The organism is Mycobacteroides sp. H003, from assembly GCF_001440135.1.
GTDB lineage: Bacteria > Actinomycetota > Actinomycetes > Mycobacteriales > Mycobacteriaceae > Mycobacterium > Mycobacterium gwanakae.
The window spans coordinates 965,617-991,940 of record NZ_LJYL01000034.1; the positions used below are offsets into that span (position 1 = coordinate 965,617).

28 protein-coding genes are annotated in these 26,324 nt (G+C 64.2%); 19 read left to right on the top strand and 9 right to left on the bottom strand.

Annotated elements, in window-relative coordinates; genetic code table 11:
- The first annotated feature begins 52 nt into the window (after positions 1 to 52).
- From AOT87_RS24760 to AOT87_RS24795, 9 genes are all read left to right on the top strand, one after another.
- Positions 53 to 1,468 carry an NAD-dependent succinate-semialdehyde dehydrogenase gene (locus tag AOT87_RS24760; RefSeq protein ID WP_057968456.1) on the top strand — a complete coding sequence of 472 codons (1,416 nt, stop codon included), beginning with the start codon at positions 53 to 55 and terminating at the stop codon, positions 1,466 to 1,468.
- Positions 1,469 to 1,476: 8 nt separating this feature from the next.
- Positions 1,477 to 2,517: an isocitrate/isopropylmalate family dehydrogenase gene (locus AOT87_RS24765; protein WP_346424252.1), complete on the top strand. Its 1,041-nt coding sequence runs from the start codon at positions 1,477 to 1,479 to the stop codon at positions 2,515 to 2,517.
- Between the two features lie 110 nt (positions 2,518 to 2,627).
- Entirely contained in the window at positions 2,628 to 2,900 is a 273-nt protein-coding gene (locus tag AOT87_RS24770; protein ID WP_030097278.1) for a hypothetical protein, read from the top strand.
- Positions 2,897 to 3,706, top strand: coding sequence for a hypothetical protein (locus AOT87_RS24775; protein ID WP_057968443.1), 810 nt, complete (start codon positions 2,897 to 2,899; stop codon positions 3,704 to 3,706). Before AOT87_RS24770 ends, AOT87_RS24775 begins: the two co-directional genes overlap by 4 nt.
- A gap of 45 nt (positions 3,707 to 3,751) precedes the next feature.
- Positions 3,752 to 5,665: a fumarate reductase/succinate dehydrogenase flavoprotein subunit gene (locus tag AOT87_RS24780; protein WP_030097280.1), complete on the top strand. Its 1,914-nt coding sequence runs from the start codon at positions 3,752 to 3,754 to the stop codon at positions 5,663 to 5,665.
- A 1-nt stretch (position 5,666) separates the two neighbouring features.
- Positions 5,667 to 6,413, top strand: coding sequence for a succinate dehydrogenase/fumarate reductase iron-sulfur subunit (locus AOT87_RS24785; RefSeq protein ID WP_030097281.1), 747 nt, complete (start codon positions 5,667 to 5,669; stop codon positions 6,411 to 6,413).
- Positions 6,414 to 6,437: 24 nt separating this feature from the next.
- Positions 6,438 to 7,046, top strand: coding sequence for an SRPBCC family protein (locus AOT87_RS24790; RefSeq protein ID WP_057968442.1), 609 nt, complete (start codon positions 6,438 to 6,440; stop codon positions 7,044 to 7,046).
- 74 nt (positions 7,047 to 7,120) lie between these two features.
- Entirely contained in the window at positions 7,121 to 7,276 is a 156-nt protein-coding gene (locus AOT87_RS28535; RefSeq protein ID WP_044105389.1) for a hypothetical protein, read from the top strand.
- 82 nt (positions 7,277 to 7,358) lie between these two features.
- Positions 7,359 to 7,655, top strand: coding sequence for a metalloregulator ArsR/SmtB family transcription factor (locus tag AOT87_RS24795; RefSeq protein WP_057968441.1), 297 nt, complete (start codon positions 7,359 to 7,361; stop codon positions 7,653 to 7,655).
- 4 nt (positions 7,656 to 7,659) lie between these two features.
- Here AOT87_RS24795 and AOT87_RS24800 read toward each other — a convergent pair whose 3' ends face one another.
- Entirely contained in the window at positions 7,660 to 8,127 is a 468-nt protein-coding gene (locus AOT87_RS24800; protein ID WP_057968455.1) for a helix-turn-helix domain-containing protein, read from the bottom strand.
- 89 nt (positions 8,128 to 8,216) lie between these two features.
- On the opposite strand from AOT87_RS24800, the gene AOT87_RS24805 reads away from it, so the two are divergent.
- On the top strand, positions 8,217 to 8,912 hold the full coding sequence (locus AOT87_RS24805; protein WP_057968440.1) for an SDR family oxidoreductase: 696 nt from the start codon (positions 8,217 to 8,219) through the stop codon (positions 8,910 to 8,912).
- A gap of 27 nt (positions 8,913 to 8,939) precedes the next feature.
- On the top strand, positions 8,940 to 9,374 hold the full coding sequence (locus AOT87_RS24810) for a tautomerase family protein (protein ID WP_057968439.1): 435 nt from the start codon (positions 8,940 to 8,942) through the stop codon (positions 9,372 to 9,374).
- Here AOT87_RS24810 and AOT87_RS24815 read toward each other — a convergent pair.
- Positions 9,371 to 9,859: a flavin reductase family protein gene (locus tag AOT87_RS24815; RefSeq protein WP_030097287.1), complete on the bottom strand. Its 489-nt coding sequence runs from the start codon at positions 9,857 to 9,859 to the stop codon at positions 9,371 to 9,373. The genes AOT87_RS24810 and AOT87_RS24815 overlap by 4 nt on opposite strands.
- A gap of 28 nt (positions 9,860 to 9,887) precedes the next feature.
- On the opposite strand from AOT87_RS24815, the gene AOT87_RS24820 reads away from it, so the two are divergent.
- Positions 9,888 to 10,685 carry a crotonase/enoyl-CoA hydratase family protein gene (locus tag AOT87_RS24820; protein WP_030097288.1) on the top strand — a complete coding sequence of 266 codons (798 nt, stop codon included), beginning with the start codon at positions 9,888 to 9,890 and terminating at the stop codon, positions 10,683 to 10,685.
- A 56-nt stretch (positions 10,686 to 10,741) separates the two neighbouring features.
- Here the strand turns inward: AOT87_RS24820 and AOT87_RS24825 are convergent, their stop codons facing one another.
- Positions 10,742 to 11,062 carry a hypothetical protein gene (locus tag AOT87_RS24825; protein ID WP_057965465.1) on the bottom strand — a complete coding sequence of 107 codons (321 nt, stop codon included), beginning with the start codon at positions 11,060 to 11,062 and terminating at the stop codon, positions 10,742 to 10,744.
- Positions 11,063 to 11,150: 88 nt separating this feature from the next.
- Positions 11,151 to 12,113 carry a 2-oxoglutarate and iron-dependent oxygenase domain-containing protein gene (locus AOT87_RS24830; protein ID WP_057968438.1) on the bottom strand — a complete coding sequence of 321 codons (963 nt, stop codon included), beginning with the start codon at positions 12,111 to 12,113 and terminating at the stop codon, positions 11,151 to 11,153.
- A 110-nt stretch (positions 12,114 to 12,223) separates the two neighbouring features.
- Here AOT87_RS24830 and AOT87_RS24835 point away from each other — a divergent pair, with 110 nt between their 5' ends.
- Positions 12,224 to 13,987 (top strand): serine/threonine-protein kinase, encoded by a 1,764-nt coding sequence (locus AOT87_RS24835; protein WP_057968437.1) that lies wholly within the window; start codon positions 12,224 to 12,226, stop codon positions 13,985 to 13,987.
- On the opposite strand, the gene AOT87_RS24840 is transcribed toward AOT87_RS24835, so the two are convergent.
- Positions 13,984 to 14,553, bottom strand: a complete 570-nt coding sequence (locus AOT87_RS24840; protein WP_057968436.1) for a DinB family protein — start codon at positions 14,551 to 14,553, stop codon at positions 13,984 to 13,986. The genes AOT87_RS24835 and AOT87_RS24840 overlap by 4 nt on opposite strands.
- Before the next feature lie 269 nt (positions 14,554 to 14,822).
- Here AOT87_RS24840 and AOT87_RS24845 point away from each other — a divergent pair, with 269 nt between their 5' ends.
- The 3 genes from AOT87_RS24845 to AOT87_RS24855 all read left to right on the top strand — a co-directional run bounded on the left by AOT87_RS24845 (position 14,823) and on the right by AOT87_RS24855 (position 18,423).
- Positions 14,823 to 16,658, top strand: a complete 1,836-nt coding sequence (locus tag AOT87_RS24845; RefSeq protein ID WP_030097293.1) for an acyl-CoA dehydrogenase — start codon at positions 14,823 to 14,825, stop codon at positions 16,656 to 16,658.
- Positions 16,659 to 16,752: 94 nt separating this feature from the next.
- A complete protein-coding gene (locus AOT87_RS24850) occupies positions 16,753 to 17,706 on the top strand; it encodes an alpha/beta fold hydrolase (protein ID WP_057968435.1) in 954 nt (317 codons plus the stop codon).
- Positions 17,707 to 17,739: 33 nt separating this feature from the next.
- Positions 17,740 to 18,423: a DUF1361 domain-containing protein gene (locus tag AOT87_RS24855; RefSeq protein ID WP_057968434.1), complete on the top strand. Its 684-nt coding sequence runs from the start codon at positions 17,740 to 17,742 to the stop codon at positions 18,421 to 18,423.
- 25 nt (positions 18,424 to 18,448) lie between these two features.
- On the opposite strand, the gene AOT87_RS24860 is transcribed toward AOT87_RS24855, so the two are convergent.
- Positions 18,449 to 18,889, bottom strand: a complete 441-nt coding sequence (locus AOT87_RS24860; protein ID WP_030097296.1) for an AAA family ATPase — start codon at positions 18,887 to 18,889, stop codon at positions 18,449 to 18,451.
- A gap of 67 nt (positions 18,890 to 18,956) precedes the next feature.
- Here AOT87_RS24860 and AOT87_RS24865 point away from each other — a divergent pair, with 67 nt between their 5' ends.
- Positions 18,957 to 20,450, top strand: coding sequence for a molybdopterin-dependent oxidoreductase (locus AOT87_RS24865; protein WP_057968433.1), 1,494 nt, complete (start codon positions 18,957 to 18,959; stop codon positions 20,448 to 20,450).
- Here AOT87_RS24865 and AOT87_RS24870 read toward each other — a convergent pair whose 3' ends face one another.
- Together AOT87_RS24870 and AOT87_RS24875 are read right to left on the bottom strand one after the other, a co-directional pair.
- Positions 20,451 to 21,581, bottom strand: a complete 1,131-nt coding sequence (locus AOT87_RS24870; RefSeq protein ID WP_057968432.1) for an NDMA-dependent alcohol dehydrogenase — start codon at positions 21,579 to 21,581, stop codon at positions 20,451 to 20,453.
- Entirely contained in the window at positions 21,578 to 22,606 is a 1,029-nt protein-coding gene (locus AOT87_RS24875; RefSeq protein ID WP_057968431.1) for an oxygenase MpaB family protein, read from the bottom strand. Before AOT87_RS24875 ends, AOT87_RS24870 begins: the two co-directional genes overlap by 4 nt.
- Positions 22,607 to 22,684: 78 nt before the next feature.
- On the opposite strand from AOT87_RS24875, the gene AOT87_RS24880 reads away from it, so the two are divergent.
- A complete protein-coding gene (locus AOT87_RS24880; RefSeq protein WP_057968430.1) occupies positions 22,685 to 23,308 on the top strand; it encodes a TetR/AcrR family transcriptional regulator in 624 nt (207 codons plus the stop codon).
- 226 nt (positions 23,309 to 23,534) lie between these two features.
- Here the strand turns inward: AOT87_RS24880 and AOT87_RS24885 are convergent, their stop codons facing one another.
- Positions 23,535 to 24,866, bottom strand: a complete 1,332-nt coding sequence (locus AOT87_RS24885; RefSeq protein WP_057968429.1) for an acetyl-CoA C-acetyltransferase — start codon at positions 24,864 to 24,866, stop codon at positions 23,535 to 23,537.
- A 99-nt stretch (positions 24,867 to 24,965) separates the two neighbouring features.
- On the opposite strand from AOT87_RS24885, the gene AOT87_RS24890 reads away from it, so the two are divergent.
- A complete protein-coding gene (locus tag AOT87_RS24890; protein ID WP_057965473.1) occupies positions 24,966 to 26,324 on the top strand; it encodes a 3-oxoacyl-ACP reductase in 1,359 nt (452 codons plus the stop codon).

Genomic DNA, 26,324 nt, shown 5'->3' on the forward strand with positions numbered 1-26,324 from the left:
TGGTGGCATGCACCCAGGCGCAGTGTCTACCCCCCTGTCCACCGAAAGCGCGGTGGTCGCCGCCGCGCTCTCCCAGCAGCTCCGCCACGGTCCTACCTTCCCCGTCGTGGACCCCTCGACCGAAGAGGTGCTGGCCGATGTCGCCAACATGGACGGCCGCGCCGCACTCACCGCGTTGAGTAATACGGTTGCCGTCCAACGCTCCTGGGCCTCGACCTCGCCGCAGCAGCGCGCCGACATACTGATGCGTGCCTACACACTGATGATCGAGAGCACCGAAGACCTGGCCCTGCTCATGACCCTGGAGATGGGCAAGCCCCTCACCGAGTCACGCGGCGAGGTCACCTACGCGGCAGAGTTTTTCCGTTGGTTTGCCGGCGAAGCGGTACGCCAGGACGGAGGCGTGATGCTGGCACCCGACGGCGGATCACGGTTGATCGTGACCCACCGCCCGGTGGGCCCCTGCCTGCTGATCACGCCGTGGAACTTCCCGCTGGCCATGGGCACCCGAAAGATCGGCCCCGCATTGGCCGCGGGCTGCACCTGTCTGGTCAAACCGGCCGAACAGACGCCACTGTCGATGCTCGCCCTACTCGGCATCCTGCGCGAAGCCGGAGTTCCCGACGGGGTGGTATCGGTGATCACCACCGCCGACCCCGGACCGACCATGGCACCCCTGCTTGCCGACCCCCGAGTGCGCAAGCTCTCCTTCACCGGATCCACCGAGGTGGGCCGCTACCTGCTCACGCAGTGCGCACCTACCGTCAAACGCACCTCGATGGAATTGGGCGGAAACGCACCGTTCATCGTGTTCGACGACGCCGACCCCGAAGAGGCCGCCGCCGGCGCGCTGATCGCCAAGATGCGCAACATCGGCCAGGCCTGCACCGCTGCCAATAGGATTTACGTGCAGCGCGGTGTCGCCGGAGCGTTCACCGAGGCGCTCACCGCAAAGCTCGGCGCGCTGCATATGGGACGCGGCACCCAACCCGGTGTCGATGTCGGCCCGCTGATCGACCCAGACGCGGTGGCCAAGGCCGACCGGCTGGTCACGGACGCCCGGAAGCGCGGTGCCACAGTGCGATTGGGCGGCGAGATTCCTGACGGTGCCGGATACTTCTACCCTCCATCCCTGCTGACCGACGTGCCCGATGACAGCGACATGATGCGGACCGAAATCTTTGCCCCAGTGGCCGCCATAGCGAGCTTCGACACCGAGGAGGAAGTGATCGCCCGCGCCAATGACTCCGAATTCGGTTTGGTGGCATACCTGTACACCAATGATGCCCGACGCGGATGGCGGGTTTCCGAGCAATTGGAGACCGGCATGGTGGGGCTGAACCGGCCCGTCGTGTCCACCCCCGCCGCCCCCTTCGGCGGCGTCAAACAATCCGGGATCGGACGGGAAGGGGGCTTCGCGGGAATCGAGGAGTTCCTGGAGACCAAGTACATCGGCGCGGCCGTATGAACGCCCGGATGAATGTGGCGACCATTCCGGGTGACGGGATCGGCGTCGACGTGACCAGGGAGGCCGTCAAGGTGATGGACGCCGCCACCGGCGGCCGCATCGAATGGACCGAATTCGACTATTCCTGCCAGAGATACGCCAACACCGGCGCCATGATGCCCGCCGACGCACCCGCGACGCTGGCCGGATTCGACGCTATTCTGCTTGGCGCGGTGGGGTATCCGGGCGTGCCCGATGACGTCTCGCTATGGGGACTGCTCATCCCGCTGCGGCGCGCCTTCAACCAGTACGTGAACCTGCGACCCGTACGTCTGCTGCCCGGTATCGCCTCGCCTCTGGCCGGGGTATCTGCCGATGCCCTCTCGATGGTCATCGTGCGCGAGAACACCGAGGGCGAATACTCGCCGATCGGCGGCATTCACAACCGCGGCAATCAGAACGAATTCGCGCTTCAGGAATCGGTTTTCACGCGCATCGGGTGCGAGCGCATCATCCGGTACGCATTCGAGCTGGCCGCGTCTGCCGGATTCCGCGTCTGCTCGGCCACGAAATCGAACGGCATCATTCATTCAATGCCTTACTGGGACAGCATCTTCAACATGGTGGCGGCCGAATACCCACAGGTTCCCTCCGTGTCGATGCACGTCGACGCTCTTGCCGCCCGGATGATCAGTGATCCCGGCAGCCTGGACGTCATCGTTGCCTCCAACCTCTTCGGCGACATCCTCTCCGACTTGGCGGCGGCGGTTACCGGAGGCCTGGGACTGGCGGCATCCGGAAACATCAACCCGGAACGAACCGCCATCTCCATGTTCGAATCGGTGCACGGTTCGGCACCCGACATAGCCGGCCAGGGCATCGCCAACCCCATCGCACAGATACTGGCCGGCGCCATGCTTCTGGACCATCTGAACGAGCCTGACGCGGCCAACAAGATTCGCCTCGCCGTCGACCAGGTACTGGAAGAAGGTCGCGTTCGCACGCCCGATCTCGGAGGTAGCGACACCACCGAGCAGCTCGGCACAGCAATCGCCGAAACTGCTCGGTGATCTTGAATTAACTGACGACATCAGTGACTTGTGTCACTTTCCGTTCGGCTGTCCTGGCAAGATGGTTGTCGTAGCCTGTGATCCACGACACCTTCAGCCCAAGGAGTCCGATGTCGACGAAGACGGAGCTCACCGAGCTCAACCAAGCACTTGGCAGCCTGCGCCGCTGTGTCCACTCTCTGCAGTCTCGTTATGGCGACCTGCCGGCCGTGCGCCGCATCGTCAATGACGTAGAGCGGCTGGATATCGACGCCGCCGATCTGGATCTCTCGCCTCATGAGCACCGGCTCGCGAGCAACGAGAAGATCCAAATCCCCGACACCGAGTACGACCGGGAGTTCTGGGGCGATATCGACGACGAAGGAGTTGGTGGCTACAGATGAGTCAAGCCACCGGGGTCTTCTCGCCTTCGCGTGCCCAGATTCAGCAGCGCACGCTACGCACTGACAAGTGGTGGCTCGCACCATTACTCACCAACCTCGGGCTGGCGACATTCGTCATCTACGCCACTGTGCGCGCTTTCTGGGGCAGCGCGTACTGGGTGCCGCAGTATCACTATCTGACGCCGTTCTATTCACCATGCGTCAGCACTGCCTGCGCGCCCGGGGCCAGCCATTTCGGGCATTGGGTGGGTGATCTGCCGTGGTTCATTCCCATGGCCTTCATCTCGCTGCCGTTCCTGCTCGCCTTCCGGCTGACCTGCTATTACTACCGCAAGGCCTACTACCGCTCGGTCTGGCAGTCGCCGACCGCCTGCGCGGTGGCCGAGCCGCACGCGAAGTATTCCGGCGAGACCAAGCTGCCGCTGATCATGCAGAACATTCACCGGTACTTCTTCTACGCCGCGGCGATCATCTCGCTCGTCAACACCTATGACGCCATCGTCGCCTTCCATTCGGAAAAGACCGGCGGTTTCGGATTCGGCTTGGGCAACGTGATCTTGGTGACCAACGTGGTTCTGCTGTGGGTGTACACGCTCTCCTGCCACTCCTGCCGGCATGTCACCGGCGGGCGGCTCAAGCACTTCTCCAAACACCCTGTCCGGTATTGGATATGGACACAGGTCAGCAAGCTCAACACCAGGCACATGCTGTTCGCCTGGATCACGCTGGGCACGCTGATCCTCACCGACCTGTACGTCATGCTGGTGGCCAGCGGCACCATCTCCGACATGAGATTCGTTGGTTAACAATCACATTCATATTCATCCTCGCAAACAAACTGGGGTTAATTAATGGCTGAACTCGAACGGCACCAATACGACGTAGTCGTGATCGGTGCCGGTGGCGCCGGACTACGCGCCGTCATCGAGGCACGTGAACAGGGCTTTAAGGTCGCGGTCGTCTGTAAATCCCTGTTCGGCAAGGCACACACCGTGATGGCCGAAGGCGGTTGTGCCGCCTCGATGGGCAATGCCAACGACAAGGACAGCTGGCAGGTGCACTTCGGTGACACCATGCGCGGCGGCAAGTTCCTGAACAACTGGCGGATGGCCGAGCTGCACGCCAAGGAGGCCCCGGACCGGGTCTGGGAGCTGGAAACCTATGGCGCGTTGTTCGATCGCACCAAGGATGGCCGGATCAGCCAGCGCAACTTCGGCGGCCACACCTATCCGCGGCTGGCGCACGTCGGCGATCGCACCGGCCTGGAGATCATCCGCACCATGCAGCAGAAGATCGTTTCGCTACAGCAGGAAGACTTCGCCGAAACCGGTGATTACGAGGCACGTATCAAGATCTTCGCCGAGTGCACCATCACCGACCTGCTCCTGGACGGGGACCGGATCGCCGGCGGGTTCGGATACTGGCGCGAATCGGGCCGATTCATCCTCTTCGAGGCCCCCGCAGTGGTTTTGGCTACGGGCGGCATTGGCAAGTCGTTCAAGGTGTCATCGAATTCCTGGGAGTACACCGGTGACGGTCATGCCCTGGCACTGCGCGCCGGCGGCACGCTGATCAACATGGAGTTCATCCAGTTTCACCCGACCGGCATGGTCTGGCCTCCCTCGGTGAAAGGCATCCTGGTCACCGAAGGCGTGCGCGGCGACGGCGGAGTGCTCAAGAACTCCGAGGGCAAGCGATTCATGTTCGACTACATCCCCGCGGTGTTCAAGGGTCAATACGCCGAGACCGAGGAAGAAGCCGACCAGTGGCTCAAGGACAACGACTCGGCACGGCGCACCCCTGACCTGCTGCCCCGTGACGAGGTCGCCCGGGCCATCAACTCCGAAGTCAAGGCCGGCCGCGGCACCCCGCACGGCGGCGTGTACCTGGACATCGCTTCACGCATCCCCACCGAAGAAATCAAGCGGCGGCTACCGTCGATGTACCACCAGTTCAAGGAACTCGCCGAGGTGGACATCACCAAGGACGACATGGAAGTCGGTCCGACCTGTCACTACGTGATGGGCGGTATCGAGGTCGATCCCGACAGTGGAGCCGCGACGGTGCCCGGTCTCTTCGCGGCGGGTGAATGCTCCGGCGGCATGCACGGGTCAAACCGGTTGGGCGGCAACTCCCTTTCCGACCTGCTGGTGTTCGGACGGCGCGCCGGTCTGGGAGCCGCCGACTACGTCAAGGGACTCACCTCCCGCCCACAGATCACCGAGGCCGACGTCGACAAGGCTGCCGCCCTGGCGCTGGCGCCCTTCGGCGACCCGGCGGCCGAGGGTGCCGAAAATCCGTACACACTGCACACCGACTTGCAGCAGGCCATGAACGACCTGGTCGGCATCATCCGCAAGGAAGAGGAAGTCGAACAGGCCCTGGTCAAGCTGAACGAGCTCAAGGAACGCTTCAAACACGTTGCGGTGGAAGGGCACCGACAGTTCAATCCGGGCTGGCACCTGGCCATCGACATGCGCAACATGCTGCTGGTCAGTGAGTGCGTGGCCAAGGCGGCGCTGCTGCGTACCGAGAGCCGAGGCGGGCACACCCGCGATGACCATCCGGACATGGATGCCACCTGGCGCAAGACCCTGCTGGTCTGCAGCACCACCGGCGGAGATCCGGCGGTACCCGATGTACTCGTCACGCCCGAGCCGCAGATCCCCTTACGCCCAGATCTTTTGGAACTTTTCGAGATCGGCGAGCTGGAGAAATACTTCACGCCCGAAGAACTGGCAGAGCACCCAGGAAGGAAGTCCTGACGTGAGCTATGACGCGCACCTCCAGGTCTGGCGAGGCGATGACGACGGCGGTGAGCTCATCGACTACACCGTTCCGGTGAGCGAGGGCGAGGTCGTGCTCGACATCATCCACCGCATCCAGGCCACTCAGGCCTCGGACCTGGCGGTGCGCTGGAACTGCAAGGCCGGAAAATGCGGCTCCTGCTCGGCCGAGATCAATGGCCGTCCGCGGCTCATGTGCATGACCCGGATGTCGACATTCGATGAATCCGAGACCATCACCGTGACGCCACTGCGCGCCTTCCCGGTGATTCGCGACCTGGTTACCGACGTGTCGTTCAACTACCAAAAGGCCAGAGAAGTCCAATCATTCACCCCACCGAAGGGCTTGAAACCCGGCGAGTACCGGATGCAGCAGGAAGATGTAGAGCGGTCACAGGAGTTCCGCAAGTGCATCGAATGCTTCCTCTGCCAGAACACCTGCCACGCGGTGCGCGACCATGAGGAGAACAAGAAGGCTTTCGCCGGACCGCGCTATCTGATGCGGGTGGCCGAGCTGGAGATGCACCCACTCGATGTTGCCGATCGGCGCGAGGTGGCTCAGGAGGAACTGGGCCTGGGCTACTGCAACATCACCAAGTGCTGCACCGAGGTATGCCCCGAAGGCATCCACATCACCGATAACGCGCTGATCCCTATGAAGGAGCGGATCGCCGATCGCAAGTACGACCCGATTGTCTGGTTGGGCAACAAGCTGTTCCGCCGCTAGCCGGGTCTTGCACAGGAGAAGCGCATGGAAACCTGGCTCGTCATCGTCATCGCGGTTGTCTGCCTGGCAGCCGTAGGTGCCGTCGCGGGCTTGATCCTGCTGGCAATTCTTGCTGCGGGCGGCATCTCGGCCGCTCGGTTCAATCTCACCCCCGTAGCCGCCGATCAGCTGCATGAGTATCTGGCTTCCAACGCCTCCTTCGCACTCTCGGTCCAGCGCGACTTCTTCTACCCTCCCGATCGCGTGTTCAAGGCCCTGCTCGACGAGCGGTTCATGAGCTGGGTCCCGTTCTCCAAGGGTGTGGACTACGCCGGTACGGCATTGCGAGAGGTGGGCACCAAGCGCGCATTCGTCAATACCTTCGGGGTGTTGGCCGAACAGATCGTCGTCAATGAACCCAACCGCACACTGGGTGTCACCATCACCGCATGTTCTGTTCCGCTGGTTCTGGATTCGGCTGCGGAGATCTTCGAAGTGGCAGATAACGGCACCGGCGGCACCCGGCTCACCTGGCATGTGGGCGGCACCCCTAAATGGGTGGGCTGGCTCCCGCTGCGCCTGGCCGCACCACTCGTGCGTCCGGTGGCTAAGTGGCAGATCGGTAAGCTCCGCGCGATCATCGGGCGCCGCTGATCTCCAAGTTGTTGCGCGGGACTTTGTGACTGGTTGCCAATGCCCAATTCGGGCAATACGGGCAGCATCGGAATATGGGTGACACTGTGAGCGTCGCGGATATCCGCACTGCCATCAAGGAGCTTTCGCTGCGCGCCGATCTCGCCGATCGCGAAGATCGCGCCGATGACGCGCGCGAACTCCGTGATCGCATCCGCGGGTACCAAGAGGAACTCGCCAAACGTCCGTAGGCCGTATCAGCGGCCGGGACGTGCTGGTGACGATTCTTTATATAGCATTGCGTCTATATAGATCGAGTGCAATACTCGAAGCATGGACGTTTTCGAAGCGGTTGCGGAGCCAAGTCGCCGGATTCTGCTCGACGCGCTGGCCGGCGGGGAATGGACCGCCGGAGAACTCGTCGCGACACTGCCCGGCCTGACACAGCCCACCGTCTCGCGGCATCTTCGCGTGCTGCGCGAGGCCGGCCTAGTCGATGCCCGGCCGGATGCACAACGCCGGATCTACGCGCTGCGTGCCGATCGCCTGGTCCAGATCGACCAGTGGATCGACCCATACCGGCACTTCTGGAGCGGGCACCTGGACGCACTGGAAGGACACCTGCCCTAGCGGTCTAACGCCCCGCCCACCTGACCTCGATGCCTTCGGCACTCAGCTGCTGACCCGGGCGCGATGTCACCTGAACATCAATTTCCCGCCCGGTCTTTTTGTCGATCAATTCCAGCGGCTTGTGCCCATCCTGCAGGTACTCGTCCCCCCACTTGAGCAGGGACAGCAGTACCGGAAGCAGATCCTGGCCCATCCGGGTCAGCACGTACCCGTCCCGCTCCCGCTGACCGGGCTCCCGATAAGGCACCTTCTCGATGACGCCCGCCGCCTCCAACTGCTTGAGTGCACGCGACACCGCCGGGGCAGATACCCCGATGCGCTCGGAAAACTCGTCGAATCGGGTTGAGCCGTAAAAGCATTCGCGGACGATCAGGAATGCGGTCTTGGTGCCCAGCAAGTCCAGGGCCTTCCCGATCGAACACGCATCGGTGTTCCAGCGGGAGCGGTCCTGCAGCAGCCGCTCGAACTCCATGGTCACCGGGCCATTGTAACTAACGCTTGCGTTATTCAGCTAGTCCCGCTAGCGTCCTAACTAACGCAATCGTTAGTTAGGAGATAGGGATGGTCGAGAACAAGGTCGTACTGGTCACCGGAGGGCGCCGCGGACTGGGCGCAGCCATCGTCGACGAGGTACTGAGCCGCGGAGCGCGCAAGGTCTACAGCACCGCCCGCCAACCCTTCGAGGACCCGCGCGCGCAGGTGATTCCCCAACAGCTCGAGGTGGCCTCCGAGTCATCGGTGCGAGCGCTAGCCCGTGAGCTCACCGACGTCGAGATCGTGGTCAACAACGCCGGTGTGCTGCATCCCGATTCGCTGCTCACCGGCGACCTTGATCGGGTGGACGCGACGTTCCAGACCAACGTCTTCGGCCCGCTGCGGGTCATCCGGGCATTCGCGCCGATCCTCAAGGCCAACGGCGGCGGAGCGATCGTCAACATCCACTCGGTGCTCTCCTGGCTGGGCGGAGCCGGCGCCTACGGTGCGTCGAAGGCGGCCATCTGGTCGGTGACCAACACCCTGCGCCTGGAGCTGGAACCACAGCACACACACGTGCTGGGCGTACACGCGGGATTCATCGACACCGACATGGTGTCCGCCCTCGACGTTCCGAAGACACCGCCCGGCGTGATCGCGGCACGCATCATCGATGCACTGGAGAAGGGCGATAACGAGGTGTTGACCGACGAGCTCACCGCGCAGGTGAAGTCGCAGCTATCGGGCCCTGTCGAGAATCTCGCCTACCGTCCCGGCCACTGACCTCGCATCCACCAGGAGAAGATCGACATGCCCCTCTGGACCATCTACCACACACCAAACATGTTTTCCGACAAGGAAAAGGCCGATCTGGCCACGAGCATCACCGAGGTCTACGTCACTGTCGGGCTTCCGCGGTTCTACGTGGTCACGGTGTTCAAGGAGATCACACCGTCCGACTTCTACATCGGCGGAGAACCCACCCCGCACGCGGTACGGATCGTCGTGGATCACATCGCACGGACGCTGCCCGACAAAGCCGGGCGCGAGCGCATCACCCGGCACCTCGGCCGCGTCCTGGCACCGCATCTGGACCGGGCGGATCTGCACTGGGAGTTTCACATCGACGAGACCAGCGAGGAGCTTTGGATGATCAACGGGCTGGTGCCGCCGCCGATGAACTCCGACGCCGAACGTGACTGGGCCCGAACCAACCGGAGCAGTCCCTACCCGACGCCCGTCTAGCCAATCAGCTTGCGGAACTTACTGCGGTGGAACACGATCGGAGCCACTGCGGAGTGCACGGTCAATCCGTGGATGTTGAGGATGACGATCGCGTGGTCACCGGCAGGCACCTCGGACTGGATAGAGGTCTCGATCCAGGCGGTGGTGCCGCCGATGAACACGGCACCGCTCTCGGTGGTCGAGGTGTCCAGGCCCGCGAACCGATCGCCGGTCTTGGCGGCAAGGGTGCGGGCAGCATCGTCATGCGCCTCACCCAGCACACTGATACCCAGACGTGGGGCCACCCGCAGGTTGGGCCACGTCGTCGAAGAGTTCTGAACGCAGAACGCCACGAGCGGCGGATCCAGGGACACCGGCACAAACGTGCTGGCGGCCAATCCGGTTCGCGTTCCACCGATCTCGGCGGCAATGGCAACCACGCCGGTCGGGAAGTGCCCGAATGCCTCGCGCAGCGTCGCCGCGTCCAAAGTGGTATCGCTCGTCATAACTGGATGTCACCTCTAGTCTTGCTTCATGACGTCACATGTGACCCTACGCGTCGACGGCGAGGTAGCCCGCGTCACCTTGTCCCGGCCCGAGAAGCTCAACGGACTCACCCTCGACATGCTCAACGGGCTGACTGCCGCCGCCCGCCATATTGCCTCAGATACCTCGATCCGTGTGGTGGTGTTGTCCGGTGAGGGGGACGCCTTTTCTACCGGGCTGGATTTCGCGGCCGCAGGCAAGGACCCGGCGCGCGTGGTCGCGAACTTCATTCCGCTCCCCTGGCTGGGTACCAATGGTTTTCAGGAGGCGTGCTGGGCCTGGCGCCGGTTGCGCATCCCGGTGATCGCCGTCATCCACGGCCGTTGCTACGGCGGCGGGCTTCAGTTGGCCCTGGCCGCCGACTTCCGGTTCACCACACCCGATGCGGAGTTCTCGATCCTGGAAGCCAAGTGGGGCCTGATCCCCGATATGTCCGGAAGCGTCACGCTGAGTCAATTGATCGGAATCGACACCGCCAAACGGCTCACCATGACCGGTGAGATGTTCGACGGCTTCTACGCCAAGGAAATCGGACTGGTGACCCAGGTGAGCGCCGACCCCGAGGCCGACGCCGCCGAACTCATCGACCAGATCCTGTCGCGCTCCCCCGATTCGGTGGCAGCCACCAAGACCTTGTTCGACAAGGCATGGTCCATGGTCCCGCGCCGCGCGTTTGGCCTGGAGCGACGCCTACAACTGCGGCTCATGCGGGGACCCAACTTCGCCATCGCACGCAAAGCCGGCATCGACAAGACCGAACCTCAGTTCAAGGCCCGCAGTATCTAGCCCTCTATAAGAGGTTGCCTACTCGGCCTTTAGCCCCGTGATCGTTGCTTCGCTCGTTATGCCGCAGGCACACAGTCACGGAGCTCGGGCGCCATGCCGTACGGGCCCCACATCTGACGCTCCGCATCCTGCCGAGCTTCAGGCTCGTTACTTCCGTGACCGATCACAGAGCCAGCCCACTGCTTCATGCCGAAACCCATACCCGGCATGCTTCCCGGGCCAAAACCAGGTGGGCCGAAATTGTTGTTGGCATAGACCTGACACTGAACGGCAACCGGGCCCTCCCCCGGCACCGCCGAAGCAGCGGGTGCGGCGAACACCGAAACCAGCACCGCCGCCACACCAACCCCTGCGACTACCGAACAAATCGTCCGCATAGCTCCTCCTCCTCGGTATCTGGCAATAGTTTGCCACAACACGAGTATTTCGAGAACCAAATGTTCGCGGAGGGAAATCAGAAGATCGCTAGCGCAGATGCCCGTGCGCGGCCGCCACATCGGGATGCGCCCGTAGCCGGCTTTTCCAGGCGTTCTCGCCGTAGGTCGCATGGATCGGATCGTCCGGGTCCGTCGCCGCACCTCGAGCCCGCGCCCGAAGTTCCGGCGGGAGATCCAGCGTCGGGATACGCGCGTCAAGCCTCGGATTGAAGAAGTAGGCGATCGAGATCCGGGGCGTGCCCGTCAACGTCACGCGATGGCGCGTCGCACGCAGATACCCGCCGCTCGCCCGCTCGAGCAGCTCACCGATGTTCACGATGAATGCACCCGCACGCCCCGGCGCCTCCACCCAGGTGCCGTCCACCTCCACCTGCAGTCCGCCCACGTCCGGTTCGGCCAGCAGCAAGGTGAGCACACCAGAGTCGCGATGCGCACCCACTCCCTGGTCGGTAGTGCCGCGGGCCGGGTACCGGATGACCTTGATCAGGGTCGCAGGTTCAGAGCCAAAAGCCTCGTCGAACACTCCATCCGCAGACCCAAGAGCAATGGCCCACTCCCGCAGTAGCTTTCGCCCCACCGCAGCCAGCGCAGCGTCCCAGCTCGCGAGGGCTGCTCTTAGCTCGGGCACCGCCTTCGGCCACTGGTTGGGCCCCTGCAACCACAGGTAATCGAGATCCTTTCCGTGCGCAGTCGCCCGACGTTCCGGCCCGACATCGATCTGCTCACGCCAATCGGTCAGCCCGCCGGTCAGCTCTCCGCCCAGCCGGGTAAACCCACGAAAATGGGGGCTGCGCACCATGGCAATGGCATCCTTGTCCTCCGCGGGCAGCGCGAAAAGCCTGCGAGCGGCCGACAACACCTCGTCGACCAGCCGCGGCGAGACACCGTGGCCGGTGAGATAGAAGAACCCCACCTCATGGGTGACCTCGCGCAGCACCGCACGCAACCGATCCGGGTCTCCGGAAAGGTCTACGACGGGTAGCTCAACCATGCCCCCATGGTCCCCCGTCCGGCCTCGCGGGGGCCACCGTCTTGACCGCCATGAGGAAATATCACAAGTACGATGACCACACGGCCGGGCGAGAGGGACGCACAGGGGAAATGACGTCATCGGAGATGCCGCCGTCGGGTCCAGATAGCCAGCAACCTGGAGACCTACCGCCGGGAACGGTCATATCCGGATACCAGGTCGAGCGCGTCCTCGGTCGCGGCGGCATGGGCACCGTGTACCTGGCCGCCAACCCGAATTTGCAACGTCCCGAGGCTCTGAAGATCCTCAACGCCCAGGCCTCACGCGACCCTGACTTCCGGGCACGATTCATGCGCGAGGCCTCGCTGGCCGCGTCTCTGGATCACCCCAACATCGTCACGGTGCACAACCGAGGCGAAACGCCCGAGGGCGATCTGTGGATTGCCATGCAATACGTCCAGGGCAGCGATGCGCACTCGGAGTCGAGGAACGGGCGCATGTCGCTCACCCGCGCCATTCACATCATCAGCGAGGTGGCCAAGGCGCTCGACTATCTGCATGCCCGCGGTCTGGTACACCGCGATGTGAAGCCGGCCAACATCCTGCTGTCCGAAGGCGATCGGCGAATCATGTTGGGCGACTTCGGTGTCACTCGCGCGCTCGACGACAGCAACTCGGTTACCTCCGCGGGGAACGTGACCGCCACGATCGGGTACGCGGCACCGGAGGTGCTGTCCGGCGCCGCGGTCGATGGCCGCGCCGATGTGTATGCCTTGGGCTGCACGCTCTTTCGGATGCTCACGGGTCAACCACCATTTGGCTCCGGGGGCTCGCTACCCGCGGTTATCAATGCACACCTCTCGGCGCCGCCGCCCCGCATCTCGCAGTTCGCCTCTGTGCCCGAGTCAATGGACGCATTGATCGCCAAGGCGATGGCCAAGAATCCCGCCGATCGGTATCAAAGTGCCGGGGAGTTTGCCCAGGCCGCGCAACAGATTCTGGCCGACCCGCACCAGCACCGGCAGACCGTGACCCAACCCGTATCCACCGTGACGCCGCGGCCCACTCCCCATCTCGTACAGAACCTCGCCACGCCGACAGACTCCGCGCGAACATTGGTCAAGCACAGACGCATCGTGGCGATTGTCGGCGCCATCGCCCTGCTGGCCGCATCGACGGTTGTCGCTGTCGTGATCTGGCCCCGCCATGGTGGGGGTAAACCCGCTCCCTCGTCTGGCGCGAGCGCCTCGGTGGTGAAGCCGGGTGAATCACTTGCCGGACAACCCAACACCGTCCTGGACACCTTGCTGCCCGGCCAGTTCGACTATCCAGACGGATGGGAGAGGAACCCCTCGCCCACATTCAAGTCGGGCGAGTTCAACCCGGCCGTGGCGCCCGGTGCGGCCACCATCATTGGTGGGACCCCAGTGGGGTGCAACACCATTGATCCCGTGTGGGCGCTGCGCGCCCAGGGCCGTGAGACACCGACGTTGTATCTGCGTGATCGCAAGAAGCCCGAGAGGGAGATCCTGATCCGGGTTGTCCCGGCATCCGATGCCCTCTCCCCGGACGGCGCCTCCGACGCATTGAAGAGGTGCGACGCGGTCGCGTACACGATCCCCGGCGCGAGTACCACGTGGCGATGCTCGTTCGAGTTCGATGAGCCGGCTCCGGTCCAGAATGGCCAAAAAGAGCTCACCGCAACGGAATCGTGCTTCATGTTTCCATCCGGAGCGAACAGCATTCGGCAGCACGTGTCATTCAATGTGGTTCGCGGCCTGCTCGTGTACATCCTGGCCAGCGGTGCGTCCAACCGAAACGACGCGGCAGGCTCTCTGAGTGCGACCGCCCTGAACTTCGCGACCGCCATGAAGATCCTGCGTTACGGCCGTTAGTTCTTGGGAGACCAGGGTGTGAGCCAATCCGTGGGCTCCCAGCCCTCGGCGGCCGCCAGCAGCTCGTACATCGTTGCGCCATCGACGGACTCACGGATGATGTCGGCGTGGCCGGCATGCCGGGCCAACTCCTCGATGAGGTGCAGGGCCACCCATCGCACACTCCATGCGTCGACGTCCTTGGGAAACCACGGCGCCGACGGAACGGGCACCGGAGTCTCCAGCCCCTTGTCCTTGATCGCGGCAAGTGTTGCTTCGCACTGCGCGGAGTACGCCGCCAGCACCCCGGCGAGCGTCTCGTCCGCACGCAAGATGAATTCGTCATCGGCTCGGTGGCGGTCAGGCCCCGGATCGGGCGCGGCGACAATCTTGTCTGTCCAGCCTGCCTGCATATTGGTGACGTGCTTGATGAGCCCACCCACCGACAAGGTGCCTGCCGTCGGAGTAAGACGAGCCTGATCGTCGGTCAGGCCGAAGGCCACGATCCGAAAAGCATCTTGCTGCGCGGCGATGTACTCGATCAGGCCGTCCAACTCGGTGGAAACGGGCGGAGGCATGGCAGGCATACGGGGGTTCCTCTCAGGGGCTGTGAGCTGGCACGCATAAGCCAACACCACCCGTCTGACATCACTCGCCAGAACCGTGAAAAATGCCCCCTGACCTGCGATATCTAATTGTGACAACAACCACAAGGCCAGGACTTTTGTCATACGCAACGCAGCGGTATAGTTCAGTTGTTACCGGTGGGTAACTTAATCAGTAGTAAGAACCCAACCGAATATCAGAACAGCCCCACGAGACCCAGTTAGACCCACGAGAAAAGGCAATGACGCACATGGGCCACTACAAGTCGAACGTCCGCGACCTGGAGTTCAACCTCTTCGAGCTCTTCAACATTCAGCAGGTATTCGGTGGTGAGGAGTACCCCGAGCTGGACGAAGAGACCGCTCGCACGTTCCTTTCCGAAATGCGCACCCTCGCTGAGGGGCCACTGGCCGATTCCTTCGCTGAAGGCGACCGCAACCCGCCGGTCTTCGACCCGGAGACCCACTCGGTGGCCATCCCCGAAGCTTTCAAGAAGTCCGTCAAGGCAGTCACCGATGCGGGCTGGGATCGCCTCGGCCTAATCGAAGAACTCGGCGGCAGCCCGGTTCCGCGCTCGCTCATGTGGGCCATCCAGGAGATGATCCTCGGCGCCAACCCCGCAGTCTGGATGTACAGCGGCGGTGCCGGTTTCGCGCAGATCTTCTACAACGTCGCCACCGATGAGCAGAAGAAGTGGGCCGAATTCATCGCCGAGCGCGGCTGGGGCGCCACCATGGTGCTCACCGAGCCCGACGCCGGTTCGGACGTGGGCGCCGGCCGCACCAAGGCCGTCAAGCAGGAGGACGGTTCCTGGCACATCGACGGTGTGAAGCGCTTCATCACCTCGGCCGACTCCGACGACATGTTCGAGAACATCATGCATCTGGTGCTGGCCCGCCCCGAGGGTGCCGGCCCCGGCACCAAGGGTCTGTCGCTGTTCTTCGTGCCCAAGTTCATCCCCAACTTCGAGACCGGCGAGCCGGGCGAGCGCAACGGCGTCTTCGTCACCAACGTCGAGCACAAGATGGGCCTGAAGGTTTCGGCCACCTGTGAGCTGAGCCTGGGCCAGCACGGCGTTCCCGCCAAGGGCTGGCTGGTCGGCGAGGTGCACAACGGCATCGCCCAGATGTTCGACGTCATCGAGCAGGCCCGCATGATGGTGGGCACCAAGGCCATCGCGACTCTGTCGACCGGTTACCTGAACGCGCTCGAGTACGCCAAGACCCGCGTGCAGGGTGCGGACATGACGCAGCTGACCGACAAGACCGCTCCCCGCGTCACCATCACGCACCACCCGGACGTGCGTCGCTCGCTGATGACCCAGAAGGCTTACGCCGAGGGCCTGCGCGCGCTGTACCTCTACGCCACCACCTTCCAGGACGCCGTGGCCGCCAAGGCCATCAACGGCGTGGAGGCCGAGGAAGCGGTACGGCTCAACGACCTGCTGCTGCCGATCATCAAGGGTGTGGGCTCCGAGCGTGCCTACGAGAAGCTCACCGAAAGCCTGCAGACCTTCGGTGGATCCGGCTTCCTGCAGGACTACCCGATCGAGCAGTACATCCGTGACGCCAAGATCGACTCGCTCTACGAGGGCACCACGGCGATCCAGGCCCAGGACTTCTTCTTCCGCAAGATCGTCAAGGACCAGGGCAAGTCGCTGGCCTTCGTCTCCGGTCAGATCGAAGAGTTCGTCAAGAGCGAGACCGGCAACGGCCGCCTGAAGGCCGAGCGTGCGCTGCTCGCAACCGCTTTGGAAGACGTGCAGGGCATGGCGGCGACCATGACCGCCAACCTGATGGCCGCCCAGCAGGAGATCACCCAGGTCTACAAGGTCGGAACGGCCTCCGTGCGCTTCCTGATGAGCGTCGGCGACCTGCTGATCGGCTGGCTGCTGCAGCGTCAGGCCGCCGTGGCCATCGAGGCTCTGGACGCGGGCGCCACCGGCGCCGAGAAGTCCTTCTACGAGGGCAAGATCGCGGTTGCCTCGTTCTTCGCCAAGAACATGCTGCCGCAGCTGACCTCGACCCGGGCCATCCTGGAGAACGTCGACAACGACATCATGGAGCTCGACGAAGCCGCCTTCTGATTCACTAACGCAAAGGCCCCCTGTTCCTCCGGGAACAGGGGGCCTTCTGCATTCCGGGGTACCGCCGTGATCAGACCCCGCCTAAGGTTGCCGTATGCCTCGTTACTACCGCGACCAGCACGCGTGGAAAGACCTCCAGATGCTCCTTCCCGAGCGGCTGCGCCTGGACGAGTCGACGGCACCGCACGAGGAGTTCTGGGAATGGCGTGGCAACCAGGTACACCTGGACCGGTACCCCAATCCCGCGGCACCGGTGAAGGTGGTGCTGCTGCACGGCGTCGGCACCAACGGCCGCCAGATGTCACTGATCCTCGGTGCGCCGTTAGCGGGCAGAGGCTTCGAGACCATCGCGATCGACAATCTCGGCTATGGGCTCACCGATGTGGCGCCGGGTACGGTACCGGGATACGGCGACTGGGTGGACCTGGTGGTCGACTACCTGGAGTACGAACGCCGCCGCGACGTGCGACCCATCGTGCTGTACGGGCTGAGCGCCGGCGGGATGCTCGCCTACCACGTCGCGGCCAAGGCACCGCGTGACACGGTGCGCGGAATCATCGGCATGACGTTCCTGGACCAGCGAGTGCGTGAGGTGGCCGACGGCACCGCCCACGACCTGCTCACCGCACGCGTCGGGGTGCCTTTTCTGCGGCTCGCCGCCAAGACACCGGCCCGGCGGGTGCGCTACCCCATGTGGCTGGCCGCGAAGATGAGCACACTGGCCAACAGCCGGGCTGCGATGAAGATCTTCATGAAGGACCGCACGTCCGCCGCCAACTGGGTCAGCGTGAAGTTCCTGGCCGAGTACATGAGCTACGCACCCGCCGTCGAACCCGCCGATTTCGATGTCTGTCCCATCCTCCTTACCCAGCCCGATGAAGACCGTTGGACCCCTTACGAATTCAGTCGGCCCGTGCTGGACCCCATCACCAAGGTTCCGGTGACAGTGGTGCCGCTCGAACAGGCCGGGCACTACCCGCTGGAGGATCCTGGACTGAAGCAACTCGAAGAGGCGGCGGTCGGATTCATCCGCGCGGTCGCCGGCTGACCACTTCTGTCAATCTTCGGGCAAACTTGACGCATGACAGAAGCCCGACGTGCCGTGCTGGTTCTCTCGCTGGTCGCAACCAGTCTGTTGACCTTCCTGCTCGGGGTCACCGATCCGGCGGCTCCCCTGTTCTACCCCACCCGGTTCCTCATCTGGAATCTGTTCCTGGCGTGGCTGCCCGTCTTCGCGGCACTGGCATTCTCTGCTGTCCGGCGCAAGATCTGGCTGGTACCGATTGGCTTGGTGTGGCTCGCATTCTTGCCCAACGCACCGTATCTGGTCACCGATCTGGTACACCTCATCGACGGCATCGCATTCTGGCGTCATGTGCTGCAGTACGGTGTCGCGGCCTGGACCGGGATCATCCTCGGCGTGGTCTCACTGCGGTTGGTGCACCGGCGAATTCAGCGTGATTTCGGCATTGTCACCGGGTGGATAGTCGTCGTCATCTCGGTCGGGCTGTGCGCCGTCGGCGTGGTGATCGGCCGCTTCCAGCGCTGGAACTCCTGGGACCTGATTCACCGTCCCGGCGCGGTCGCCGCGAGCACCCTGGAATGGGTCAGCTCTCCGTTCGCGTTTGTGGCCCACACTGGTGTGGCCGTGGCGGTCGCCGCGTTCTTCGGGCTGGCCTACCTGACCGTGTGGTCGCTATCGGCTCCCGACGAGAATTCTGAAAAGGACCCGGTGCCAACAAATGCCGCAAAGGTGCCCGTCTAGCAGCCTTTCGGCCCCGTCTCACACATCACCGCGCCAATGCCCCGACGCGTTCGGCCAGTTCGGCCACGGAAAGGCGCCCATCCAATTCCACGGTGGCGCTCTGGCGCAGCAGCGGCTCCACCTCGTCGGTGTACCGGGCGATCTCGGCACGCTCGATTTCGGTTCGACCGTAGGGGTTGTCGGTACGAGAGCTCACCCGTGCGATGGCAACCTCCAACGGCACGCTGAGCAACACCACGTGGCCGAAGCTGTCGTAGAAGTCCACCTGGTTGTCCACGGTTCCGGACACGACGACATCTGGATACCGGCTCAGCAGCGCCGCCATCCTGACAGCGTCCCAGCCGCCGTCAGACAGCGTCCAGCCGTCGTAATCGGTGTCGACGGTCCGAAATCCGCGACGCGCCAGCTCCGCCAGCAGCGTGCTCTTCCCTGTTCCCGACATGCCCGTCACCAATACCCGCGCCACATCTGAACCATATGCGGTGGCGGCTCGTTGAAAGCAGGAGAAGAGTGGACCCCAAACGGAGGTGACGATGGAGCAGGCAGCACGACGGATCATCGCGGGCCTTATCGCCGCGGGCGCCGCACTGGCGGCCGGACAACTGACTGCCGCGGCCGTCGCACCGGATTCCGCACCCTTTTTCGCGGTCGGGAACATGGTCGTCGACCACACCCCGGCGGCCATACGCGAATGGGTGATCGGGGTCTTCGGTACCTCCGACAAAGCCGTGTTGTTCGCGTGCCTATTCGCGATCATCGCCCTACTCGCGGCAGCCGCCGGTCTCGTGGAGCGAGAACGACGGTATGGCTCGGCGCTTATCGCGGCGCTCGGTGTCGTCGGCGCATTGGCTGCGGTAACCCGGCCGACCGGGGCGTTCACCTGGATCTGGCCATCAGTGATCGCGGCCGTGGCCGGAGTGCTCGTACTGCGAGCCCTGATGGGCCGTGCCGATGGCCAGGACGCGCCCGACCGACGCAAATTCTTCGGAACAGCAGCGGTTTTCGCCCTCGGATCAGCCGGCACCTACTGGCTCGGCAACCGCTGGAGCAAGGGTGCCGTCGTCGCCGAGGAACGCCGCGACGCTGTACTGCCCGCACCCGTCGCGCCCGCTCCGCCGCTGCCCGACGGCATCAACGTCAAAGGTGCGGCCCCCTACATCACCGGTAATGCGGACTTCTACCGCATCGACACGGCGCTGCGGGTGCCCCAGCTGACCACCGCCGAGTGGCAGCTCAACATTCACGGCATGGTCGACCGCCCGCGCATCCTGACGTGGGCAGACCTGAACGCCATGGCAGCAACGGAACGCGCCGTCACCTTGACCTGCGTCTCCAACGAGATCGGCGGAGATTTGATCGGCAACGCGATGTGGACCGGCTTTCCCATCAAGGCGATCCTGGAATCCGTTGGAGTCCACGGTGATGCGGACATGCTGTTGTCGAAGAGCGCCGACGGCTGGACGGCCGGCACCCCACTCGATGTACTCACCGATGGCCGTGACGCCATCTTGGCCGTTGCGATGAACGGGACACCACTTCCCGTCGAGCACGGATACCCGGTCCGGCAGGTGGTGCCCGGGCTGTACGGCTACGTGTCCGCGACCAAGTGGGTTGTCGACTGGGAGATAACCCGATTCGACACCGCACGGGCGTACTGGACCGTTCGCGGCTGGTCGGCGCGCGGCCCCATCAAGACGGGATGCCGCATCGACACGCCCCGAACGGGCGGCCGCCTGGGCACAGGCACTCAGATCGTGGCGGGCACGGCGTGGGCCCAGCATCGGGGCATCACCAAGGTGGAAGTACAGATCGACGACGGCCCCTGGCAGCCCGCAACGCTTGCTCCCGAGTACTCGGTCGACACCTGGCGGCAATGGTGGTTCGGTTGGCAGGCGACGCCGGGTGAACACATCATCACCGCACGCGCCACCGACGGCACCGGAGCGGTGCAGACCGATCAGATCGCGTCCCCCGTACCCGATGGGGCGACGGGATATCCGAAACGGCTTGTCACGGTGGCGGCCTGACTAGCTGAACTCCACAATGCTGCGAATATTCTTACCCTGCTTCATGTCCCGATATCCCTGAGCGATCTCGTCAAGGGCATAGGTGCGGGTCACCATCTCGTCCGTCTTGAGTTCACCGCTGGCATAGAGCGCCAGCATGGTGGGCACTGCCTCAAACGGGCTCCAGTTCCCGTAGATAACGCCCTTGATCGTCTTCTGCATCAACGTGACCATGCTCAGATCCAGTGACACATCCTCGGGACGGAAGGCGCCCATGCTGGTCATCGCCACCGTGCCGCCCTTACGGATGGAGTCCACAGCGGCCGTGAGATCGCCCGGCTCCATCCGGCCCACCGTGATCATGGTGGCGTCCGCGCCCTGACCGTTGGTGTAGGAGCGGGCCCGATCGGCGGCTTCCTCCATCGAGGCGAACACCTCAGTCGCGCCGAATGTTTTTGCCGCCTCACGCTTGTACGCCACCGGGTCGACCAGCAGAACATTCGCCGCTCCTGAATGCGCGGCCCCCTGGACCGCGGCGGCACCGACTCCACCCAGGCCCATGACGATTACCGTCTGCCCGGGCTTGACCGCGGCGGCGTTCACGGCGGTACCCCATCCGGTGCCCATCGCACATCCCAACAGACACAACCGATTCAACGGAAGCTCTTTGGGAACCTTGTACGCGGACTGAACCGAGACGGTGGTGTACTCGCTGAACGCCGAGAGCCCCAGCTGCTGCCCGCACGGCTGCCCGTCGAGACGCAGCCGGTAGCTGGTGGGGTCGTCGAATCTGGATCCGGTGAGCGCATAGGCACCGACATCGCAGAGCTGCTGCATACCGCGCGAACACCACAGGCAGCGGCCGCAGGCGGGCAGAAACGTCAGCACCACATGGTCTCCGACGGCGAATTGCGTTGTACCATCGCCAACCTTCTCCACAACGCCGGCGCCCTCGTGACCCCCACACATCGGAAGCATCTCCACCGGGAAGTCTCCGGTGGCGATGTGATCGTCGGAATGACACAGACCGACCGCGGCCATCCGGACCATGATCTCGCCGGGTCGCGGATCTTCCACCTCTACCACGCAGGGCTCGAATTCCCCTGGCACGCTGCGTATCACCGAAGCGTGAGAACGACGATAGGACGTCATGCACTGGCCCGCTGGGCACGCCGGACGGCAGATGGTTCGCCCTTGTCGTGCGCTGCGAAATTGGCCAGTTCACGGCCGCGCATCCGGTTGATCACTCGCTGATGTTCGCGGGCATGGTAGGCGAGCGGCGAATAGGTGACACGCTCGGGCAGCACCCGAGCGGCGGCACGATAGGCGGTGAAAAACCTGCGCAGCAGACGCTCATCCCGCTGGGACCATGCGACGCCGAGAATGTCCCGCACCCGCTGATCCATGGCCCCGAAAGTCAGGACGAAGAATACGCGGGAGATCGGTGCCAGCACGGGCTTTAACGCTGCGACCACGAGACTCGAGGGAACCCACCGCGGGAGTCGGCGCAGCAGCGGTGAATCCTCGATACCGCTCAAAGGATCGACCAGTTTCCCCAGATTCTCTGCGACCGCAGGATGATTGATCAGAACCTGCCCGACCATGCGGTCGTAGTACTCCCAGAACTCCGCGCGGGTTCTGGGATACCCACGCTCGGGCACCTGAGTGATCCGGGCCAGCAGACGATTGTCCTGAAAGAGCTGCTCGTCTTCCTCGTCAGTCAGGTCCCGTCCCAGGAATCGCGGCGTCACCCGGCGCCCCGCCACATACGCCGTCGCGATCACCCAGGCGTACGCCTCCGGGTCCAGGGCGCTGATGTGCTTACCCTGCCTCCCGCCGCTCTCACCCTGCATCTGCAGCGGCTTGTGCATCGTGCGTAACCAGTAACCCTGTTCGATCGCGGCCCTACCCCCGAAGATCCACTGCTGCACCGCGTCGAAGGAACGAATGGCCCGGCCCGCCGGGTCTCGATCTGCCACCGAGTACCGATCGGTCACATCCCCGATCACCGGATGCATGCCCTGCATGATGAACGCCGCACCGACAGCGGGCAGATACAGCCATTGCCCACCCAGGGACGCGGTCACACCGAGGGGATCGAACAGCTCGGGCACCGGCTGCGCCCAATCTCGCGAAACCGGGTCCTGCGTTGCCGGGGACTCCACCAGTGCAGTCACAACGAAACCTCCTTGTGTCGTTACCCGAGAAGCTAACGTGAACACCAGGTCGCATATAAGTCTCGTCTGGGGGCCGTCATGGCATCGGAAAATCGCAGTTCACGGCTGCGCAAGGCGCCACAGCAGCAGAGATCGCGGGAACTGGTCGCAAAAATCGTGACAGCGACCGGGCAGCTGCTGCGCACCGAAGGCCCGGAGGCGATCACCACCAACCGCATTGCCGCCATCACGGGTATCGGCAAGGGCTCGATCTATCAGTACTTCAGCACCAAAGACGACATCATCATGGCCGCGATCCGGGACGCCGCTGACCGACAGCTGCCGGGGGTCCGGTCAGCGCTGGCGGCCAACGCACTGGCGCCACCGCAGCAGATGATGGACTCCGCCATCGACATGTTGATCGCATTCACCACCGACAACGCCCCTACCCTGCGCTATCTCAACGAGAATCCCGGGTTCGCACGCGAGGTCGAGGCCAGCTCGAATATGCCGGTACTGATGCGGACGATGATGACCCTGCACGTTCAGCAGTATCGCGATCAGTACCACGCCGATCTGGAAGCGGAGACGATCGCGTGGCTCTTCATCAACTCGGCAATCACCACCACGCTGATGTTCTTCCAGACCGACCGGAGTCCGATCGATCTCCAACAACTGCGAGTGGGCCTCAAACGAATGGCATACGGTCTGCTGACTTCGTAGCCGTACCGGCGGGCTGCCCAAAAAATTAGGTAGCCCCGCGCCGCCGTCGGGTCGGGGGGTCGGACGGTGGCGCGAGGCTACCCATGTATCGACACCTACTTCCAGAGCGTTACAGCCTCTCCGAAAAATCTTGAAACTTTTTTTGACCAGATTCCGGGAATGACAAAACCCCCGGTCACAGGCGTAGTGCCGATGACCGGGGGTCTCGATGAGGCGCTTAGGTCGCTCAGGCTTCCAGGATTGCGGTCACGCCCTGGCCGCCCGCGGCGCAGACCGAGATGAGTCCGCGGTACGTACCGGTCCCGCCGTTTTCCTTCTTCTTCTCGGCGAGCTGCTTGGCCAGCTGGGCCACGATGCGGCCGCCGGTGGCCGCGAACGGGTGCCCGGCCGCCAGCGACGAGCCGTTGACGTTGAGCTTGGATCGGTCGATGGCGCCCAACGGCTTGTCGAGGCCGAGGCGCTCCTTGCAGTAGTCCGCCGACTCCCACGCCTGCAGTGTCGCGAGCACCACCGAGGCGAACGCCTCGTGGATCTCGTAGAAATCGAAGTCCTGCAGGGTCAGGCCGTTGCGGGCCAGCAGACGCGGCACCGCGTAGGTCGGCGCCATCAGCAGACCATCGGGACCGTTGATGTAATCCACCGCCGCGGTCTCGCCGTCGACGAAGTAGGCCAGCACGGGGATGCCACGCTCGGCGGCCCACTCCTCGCTGGACAGCAGCGCCACCGAAGCGCCATCGGTCAACGGGGTGGAGTTACCCGCGGTCATGGTGGCGTCGCCATGCTTCACACCGAACACCGGCTTCAACGTAGCCAGCTTCTCCACGCTCGAGTTCGGGCGCAGGTTGTCGTCGCGATACAGCCCCAGGAACGGGCTGATCAGGTCGTCGAAGAAGCCACGGTCGTAGGCAGCGGCCATCTTCTGGTGGCTGGCGGCGGCCAGCGCGTCCTGCTCGGTGCGCTTGACGCCCATCTGCTTGGCGGTGATGGCGGCGTGCTCGCCCATGGACAGCCCGGTGCGGGGCTCGCCGTTCTGCGGGATGTCGACGCCGAGCGCGGCCGGCAGCTTGCCCAGCAGCTTGAGCCGGGTGACGTTGTCCTTGGCACGACGGATCGCCAGCAGGGTGTGGCGAAGATCATCACCGAAGTTGATGGGCGCATCGGAGGTGGTGTCCACACCGCCGGCCAGCACCGACTCGTAACGGCCCAGCGCGATGCCGTCGGCACCCACGATGGCCGCCTGCAGACCCGTGCCACATGCCTGCTGCAGGTCGAACGCCTGCGAGTACGGGGACAGCGGGCTGCCCAGCACCGATTCGCGGGTGAGATTGAAATCACGGCTCAGCTTGAGCACCGCACCGGCGATGACGGCGCCCAGGCGCTCGCCCTTGAGGTTGAAGCGATCGGACGCGCCGGTGATGGCGGCGGTCAACATGTCCTGGTTGGAGGCGTTCGCATAGGCGCCGTCCGAACGTGCGAAGGGGATGCGGTTACCACCGAGAACCGCGACGCGGCGGCGACCTTGCGAAGCGTCTGACTTGCGTGCCGAGCTAGTTGCCACTTGTCTCTCCACTGTTGAGGGGGCAGGATTACCGAGCATTCTTACTCTGGAGTAAGTTCTTTGTCGAATTCACCCTAGACCAATTACGAAGGACGGCACATGTCCCCCAAGCTCACTGACGACCTGTACGCGCTGCTGGTCAACTCCGGGCCCGGCAACCTGCTCGCCGGCCGCCTGGGTATCCCGCAGCCCGAGAACCTGCGCCGCTACAAGAAGGGCCAGCCCGCACTGGCCGGGCCCGTGCTGATCGGCGGCGAGGGCCGCCTCGCCGAGCCGCTGCGCGCCGCGCTGGCCGAGGACTACGACCTGGTGTCCAACAACCTCGGCGGCCGCTGGGCCGACAAGTTCGGCGCCCTGGTCTTCGACGCCACCGGTATCACCACACCGGTCGAGCTCAAGGGACTGCACGAGTTCTTCACCCCGCTGCTGCGCAATGTCGGCAAGTCCGGCCGTCTGCTTGTCATCGGCACCACCCCGGACAAGGCAGCCACCACCGACGAGCGCATTGCCCAGCGCGCCCTGGAAGGCTTCACCCGCTCGCTGGCCAAGGAGTTCGGCAACGGCGCCACCGTGCAGCTGGTCTACGTGCACCCCGACGCCAAGACCGCCGCCACCGGCCTGGAGTCGACCGTCCGCTTCATCCTGTCGGCCAAGTCGACCTACGTGGACGGTCAGGTGTTCTACGTGGGCGCCGACGACTCCACCCCTCCCGCCGACTGGGACAAGCCGCTGGCCGGGAAGGTCGCCATCGTCACCGGCGCCGCCCGCGGTATCGGCGAGACCATTGCCGAGGTGTTCGCCCGTGACGGCGCCGCCGTCGTCGCGATCGACATGCCGTCCGACGACCTGACCGCCGTCGCCCAGAAGGTCGGCGGCACCTCGCTGGCCCTGGACGTCACCGCGGCCGACGCCATCGATCAGATCACCGCGCACCTCAAGGAGCACCACGGCGGCAAGGCCGACATCCTGGTCAACAACGCCGGCATCACCCGCGACAAGCTGCTGGCCAATATGGACGACGCCCGCTGGGACTCCGTCATCGCCGTGAACCTGCTTGCCCCGCAGCGTCTTACCGAAGGCCTCATCGACAACGGCACCATCGGAGAGGGCGGACGCATCATCGGCCTGGCCTCCATCGCCGGTATCGCAGGTAACCGCGGCCAGACCAACTACGGCGCCACCAAGGCCGGCATGATCGGCATCACCCAGGCGCTGGCCCCGTCGCTGGCCGAGAAGGGCATCACCATCAACGCCGTCGCACCGGGCTTCATCGAGACCAAGATGACCGCCGCCATCCCGCTGGCCAACCGCGAGGTCGGCCGCCGCATCAACTCCCTGAACCAGGGCGGAGAGCCGGTGGATGTCGCCGAGACCATCGCCTACTTCGCCAGCCCCGCCTCGAACGCGGTGACCGGCAACGTGGTTCGCGTCTGCGGCCAGTCCTGGCTGGGGGCATAG

Coding starts and splice junctions, on each gene's coding strand:
- AOT87_RS24765 (WP_346424252.1), top strand. CDS start 1,477: ATGAATGTGGCGACCATTCCGGGTGACGGGATCGGCGTCGACGTGACC.
- AOT87_RS24770 (WP_030097278.1), top strand. CDS start 2,628: ATGTCGACGAAGACGGAGCTCACCGAGCTCAACCAAGCACTTGGCAGC.
- AOT87_RS24775 (WP_057968443.1), top strand. CDS start 2,897: ATGAGTCAAGCCACCGGGGTCTTCTCGCCTTCGCGTGCCCAGATTCAG.
- AOT87_RS24780 (WP_030097280.1), top strand. CDS start 3,752: ATGGCTGAACTCGAACGGCACCAATACGACGTAGTCGTGATCGGTGCC.
- AOT87_RS24790 (WP_057968442.1), top strand. CDS start 6,438: ATGGAAACCTGGCTCGTCATCGTCATCGCGGTTGTCTGCCTGGCAGCC.
- AOT87_RS28535 (WP_044105389.1), top strand. CDS start 7,121: ATGGGTGACACTGTGAGCGTCGCGGATATCCGCACTGCCATCAAGGAG.
- AOT87_RS24795 (WP_057968441.1), top strand. CDS start 7,359: ATGGACGTTTTCGAAGCGGTTGCGGAGCCAAGTCGCCGGATTCTGCTC.
- AOT87_RS24800 (WP_057968455.1), bottom strand. CDS start 8,127: ATGGAGTTCGAGCGGCTGCTGCAGGACCGCTCCCGCTGGAACACCGAT.
- AOT87_RS24805 (WP_057968440.1), top strand. CDS start 8,217: ATGGTCGAGAACAAGGTCGTACTGGTCACCGGAGGGCGCCGCGGACTG.
- AOT87_RS24810 (WP_057968439.1), top strand. CDS start 8,940: ATGCCCCTCTGGACCATCTACCACACACCAAACATGTTTTCCGACAAG.
- AOT87_RS24815 (WP_030097287.1), bottom strand. CDS start 9,859: ATGACGAGCGATACCACTTTGGACGCGGCGACGCTGCGCGAGGCATTC.
- AOT87_RS24820 (WP_030097288.1), top strand. CDS start 9,888: ATGACGTCACATGTGACCCTACGCGTCGACGGCGAGGTAGCCCGCGTC.
- AOT87_RS24825 (WP_057965465.1), bottom strand. CDS start 11,062: ATGCGGACGATTTGTTCGGTAGTCGCAGGGGTTGGTGTGGCGGCGGTG.
- AOT87_RS24830 (WP_057968438.1), bottom strand. CDS start 12,113: ATGGTTGAGCTACCCGTCGTAGACCTTTCCGGAGACCCGGATCGGTTG.
- AOT87_RS24835 (WP_057968437.1), top strand. CDS start 12,224: ATGACGTCATCGGAGATGCCGCCGTCGGGTCCAGATAGCCAGCAACCT.
- AOT87_RS24840 (WP_057968436.1), bottom strand. CDS start 14,553: ATGCCTGCCATGCCTCCGCCCGTTTCCACCGAGTTGGACGGCCTGATC.
- AOT87_RS24845 (WP_030097293.1), top strand. CDS start 14,823: ATGGGCCACTACAAGTCGAACGTCCGCGACCTGGAGTTCAACCTCTTC.
- AOT87_RS24850 (WP_057968435.1), top strand. CDS start 16,753: ATGCCTCGTTACTACCGCGACCAGCACGCGTGGAAAGACCTCCAGATG.
- AOT87_RS24855 (WP_057968434.1), top strand. CDS start 17,740: ATGACAGAAGCCCGACGTGCCGTGCTGGTTCTCTCGCTGGTCGCAACC.
- AOT87_RS24865 (WP_057968433.1), top strand. CDS start 18,957: ATGGAGCAGGCAGCACGACGGATCATCGCGGGCCTTATCGCCGCGGGC.
- AOT87_RS24870 (WP_057968432.1), bottom strand. CDS start 21,581: ATGACGTCCTATCGTCGTTCTCACGCTTCGGTGATACGCAGCGTGCCA.
- AOT87_RS24880 (WP_057968430.1), top strand. CDS start 22,685: ATGGCATCGGAAAATCGCAGTTCACGGCTGCGCAAGGCGCCACAGCAG.
- AOT87_RS24890 (WP_057965473.1), top strand. CDS start 24,966: ATGTCCCCCAAGCTCACTGACGACCTGTACGCGCTGCTGGTCAACTCC.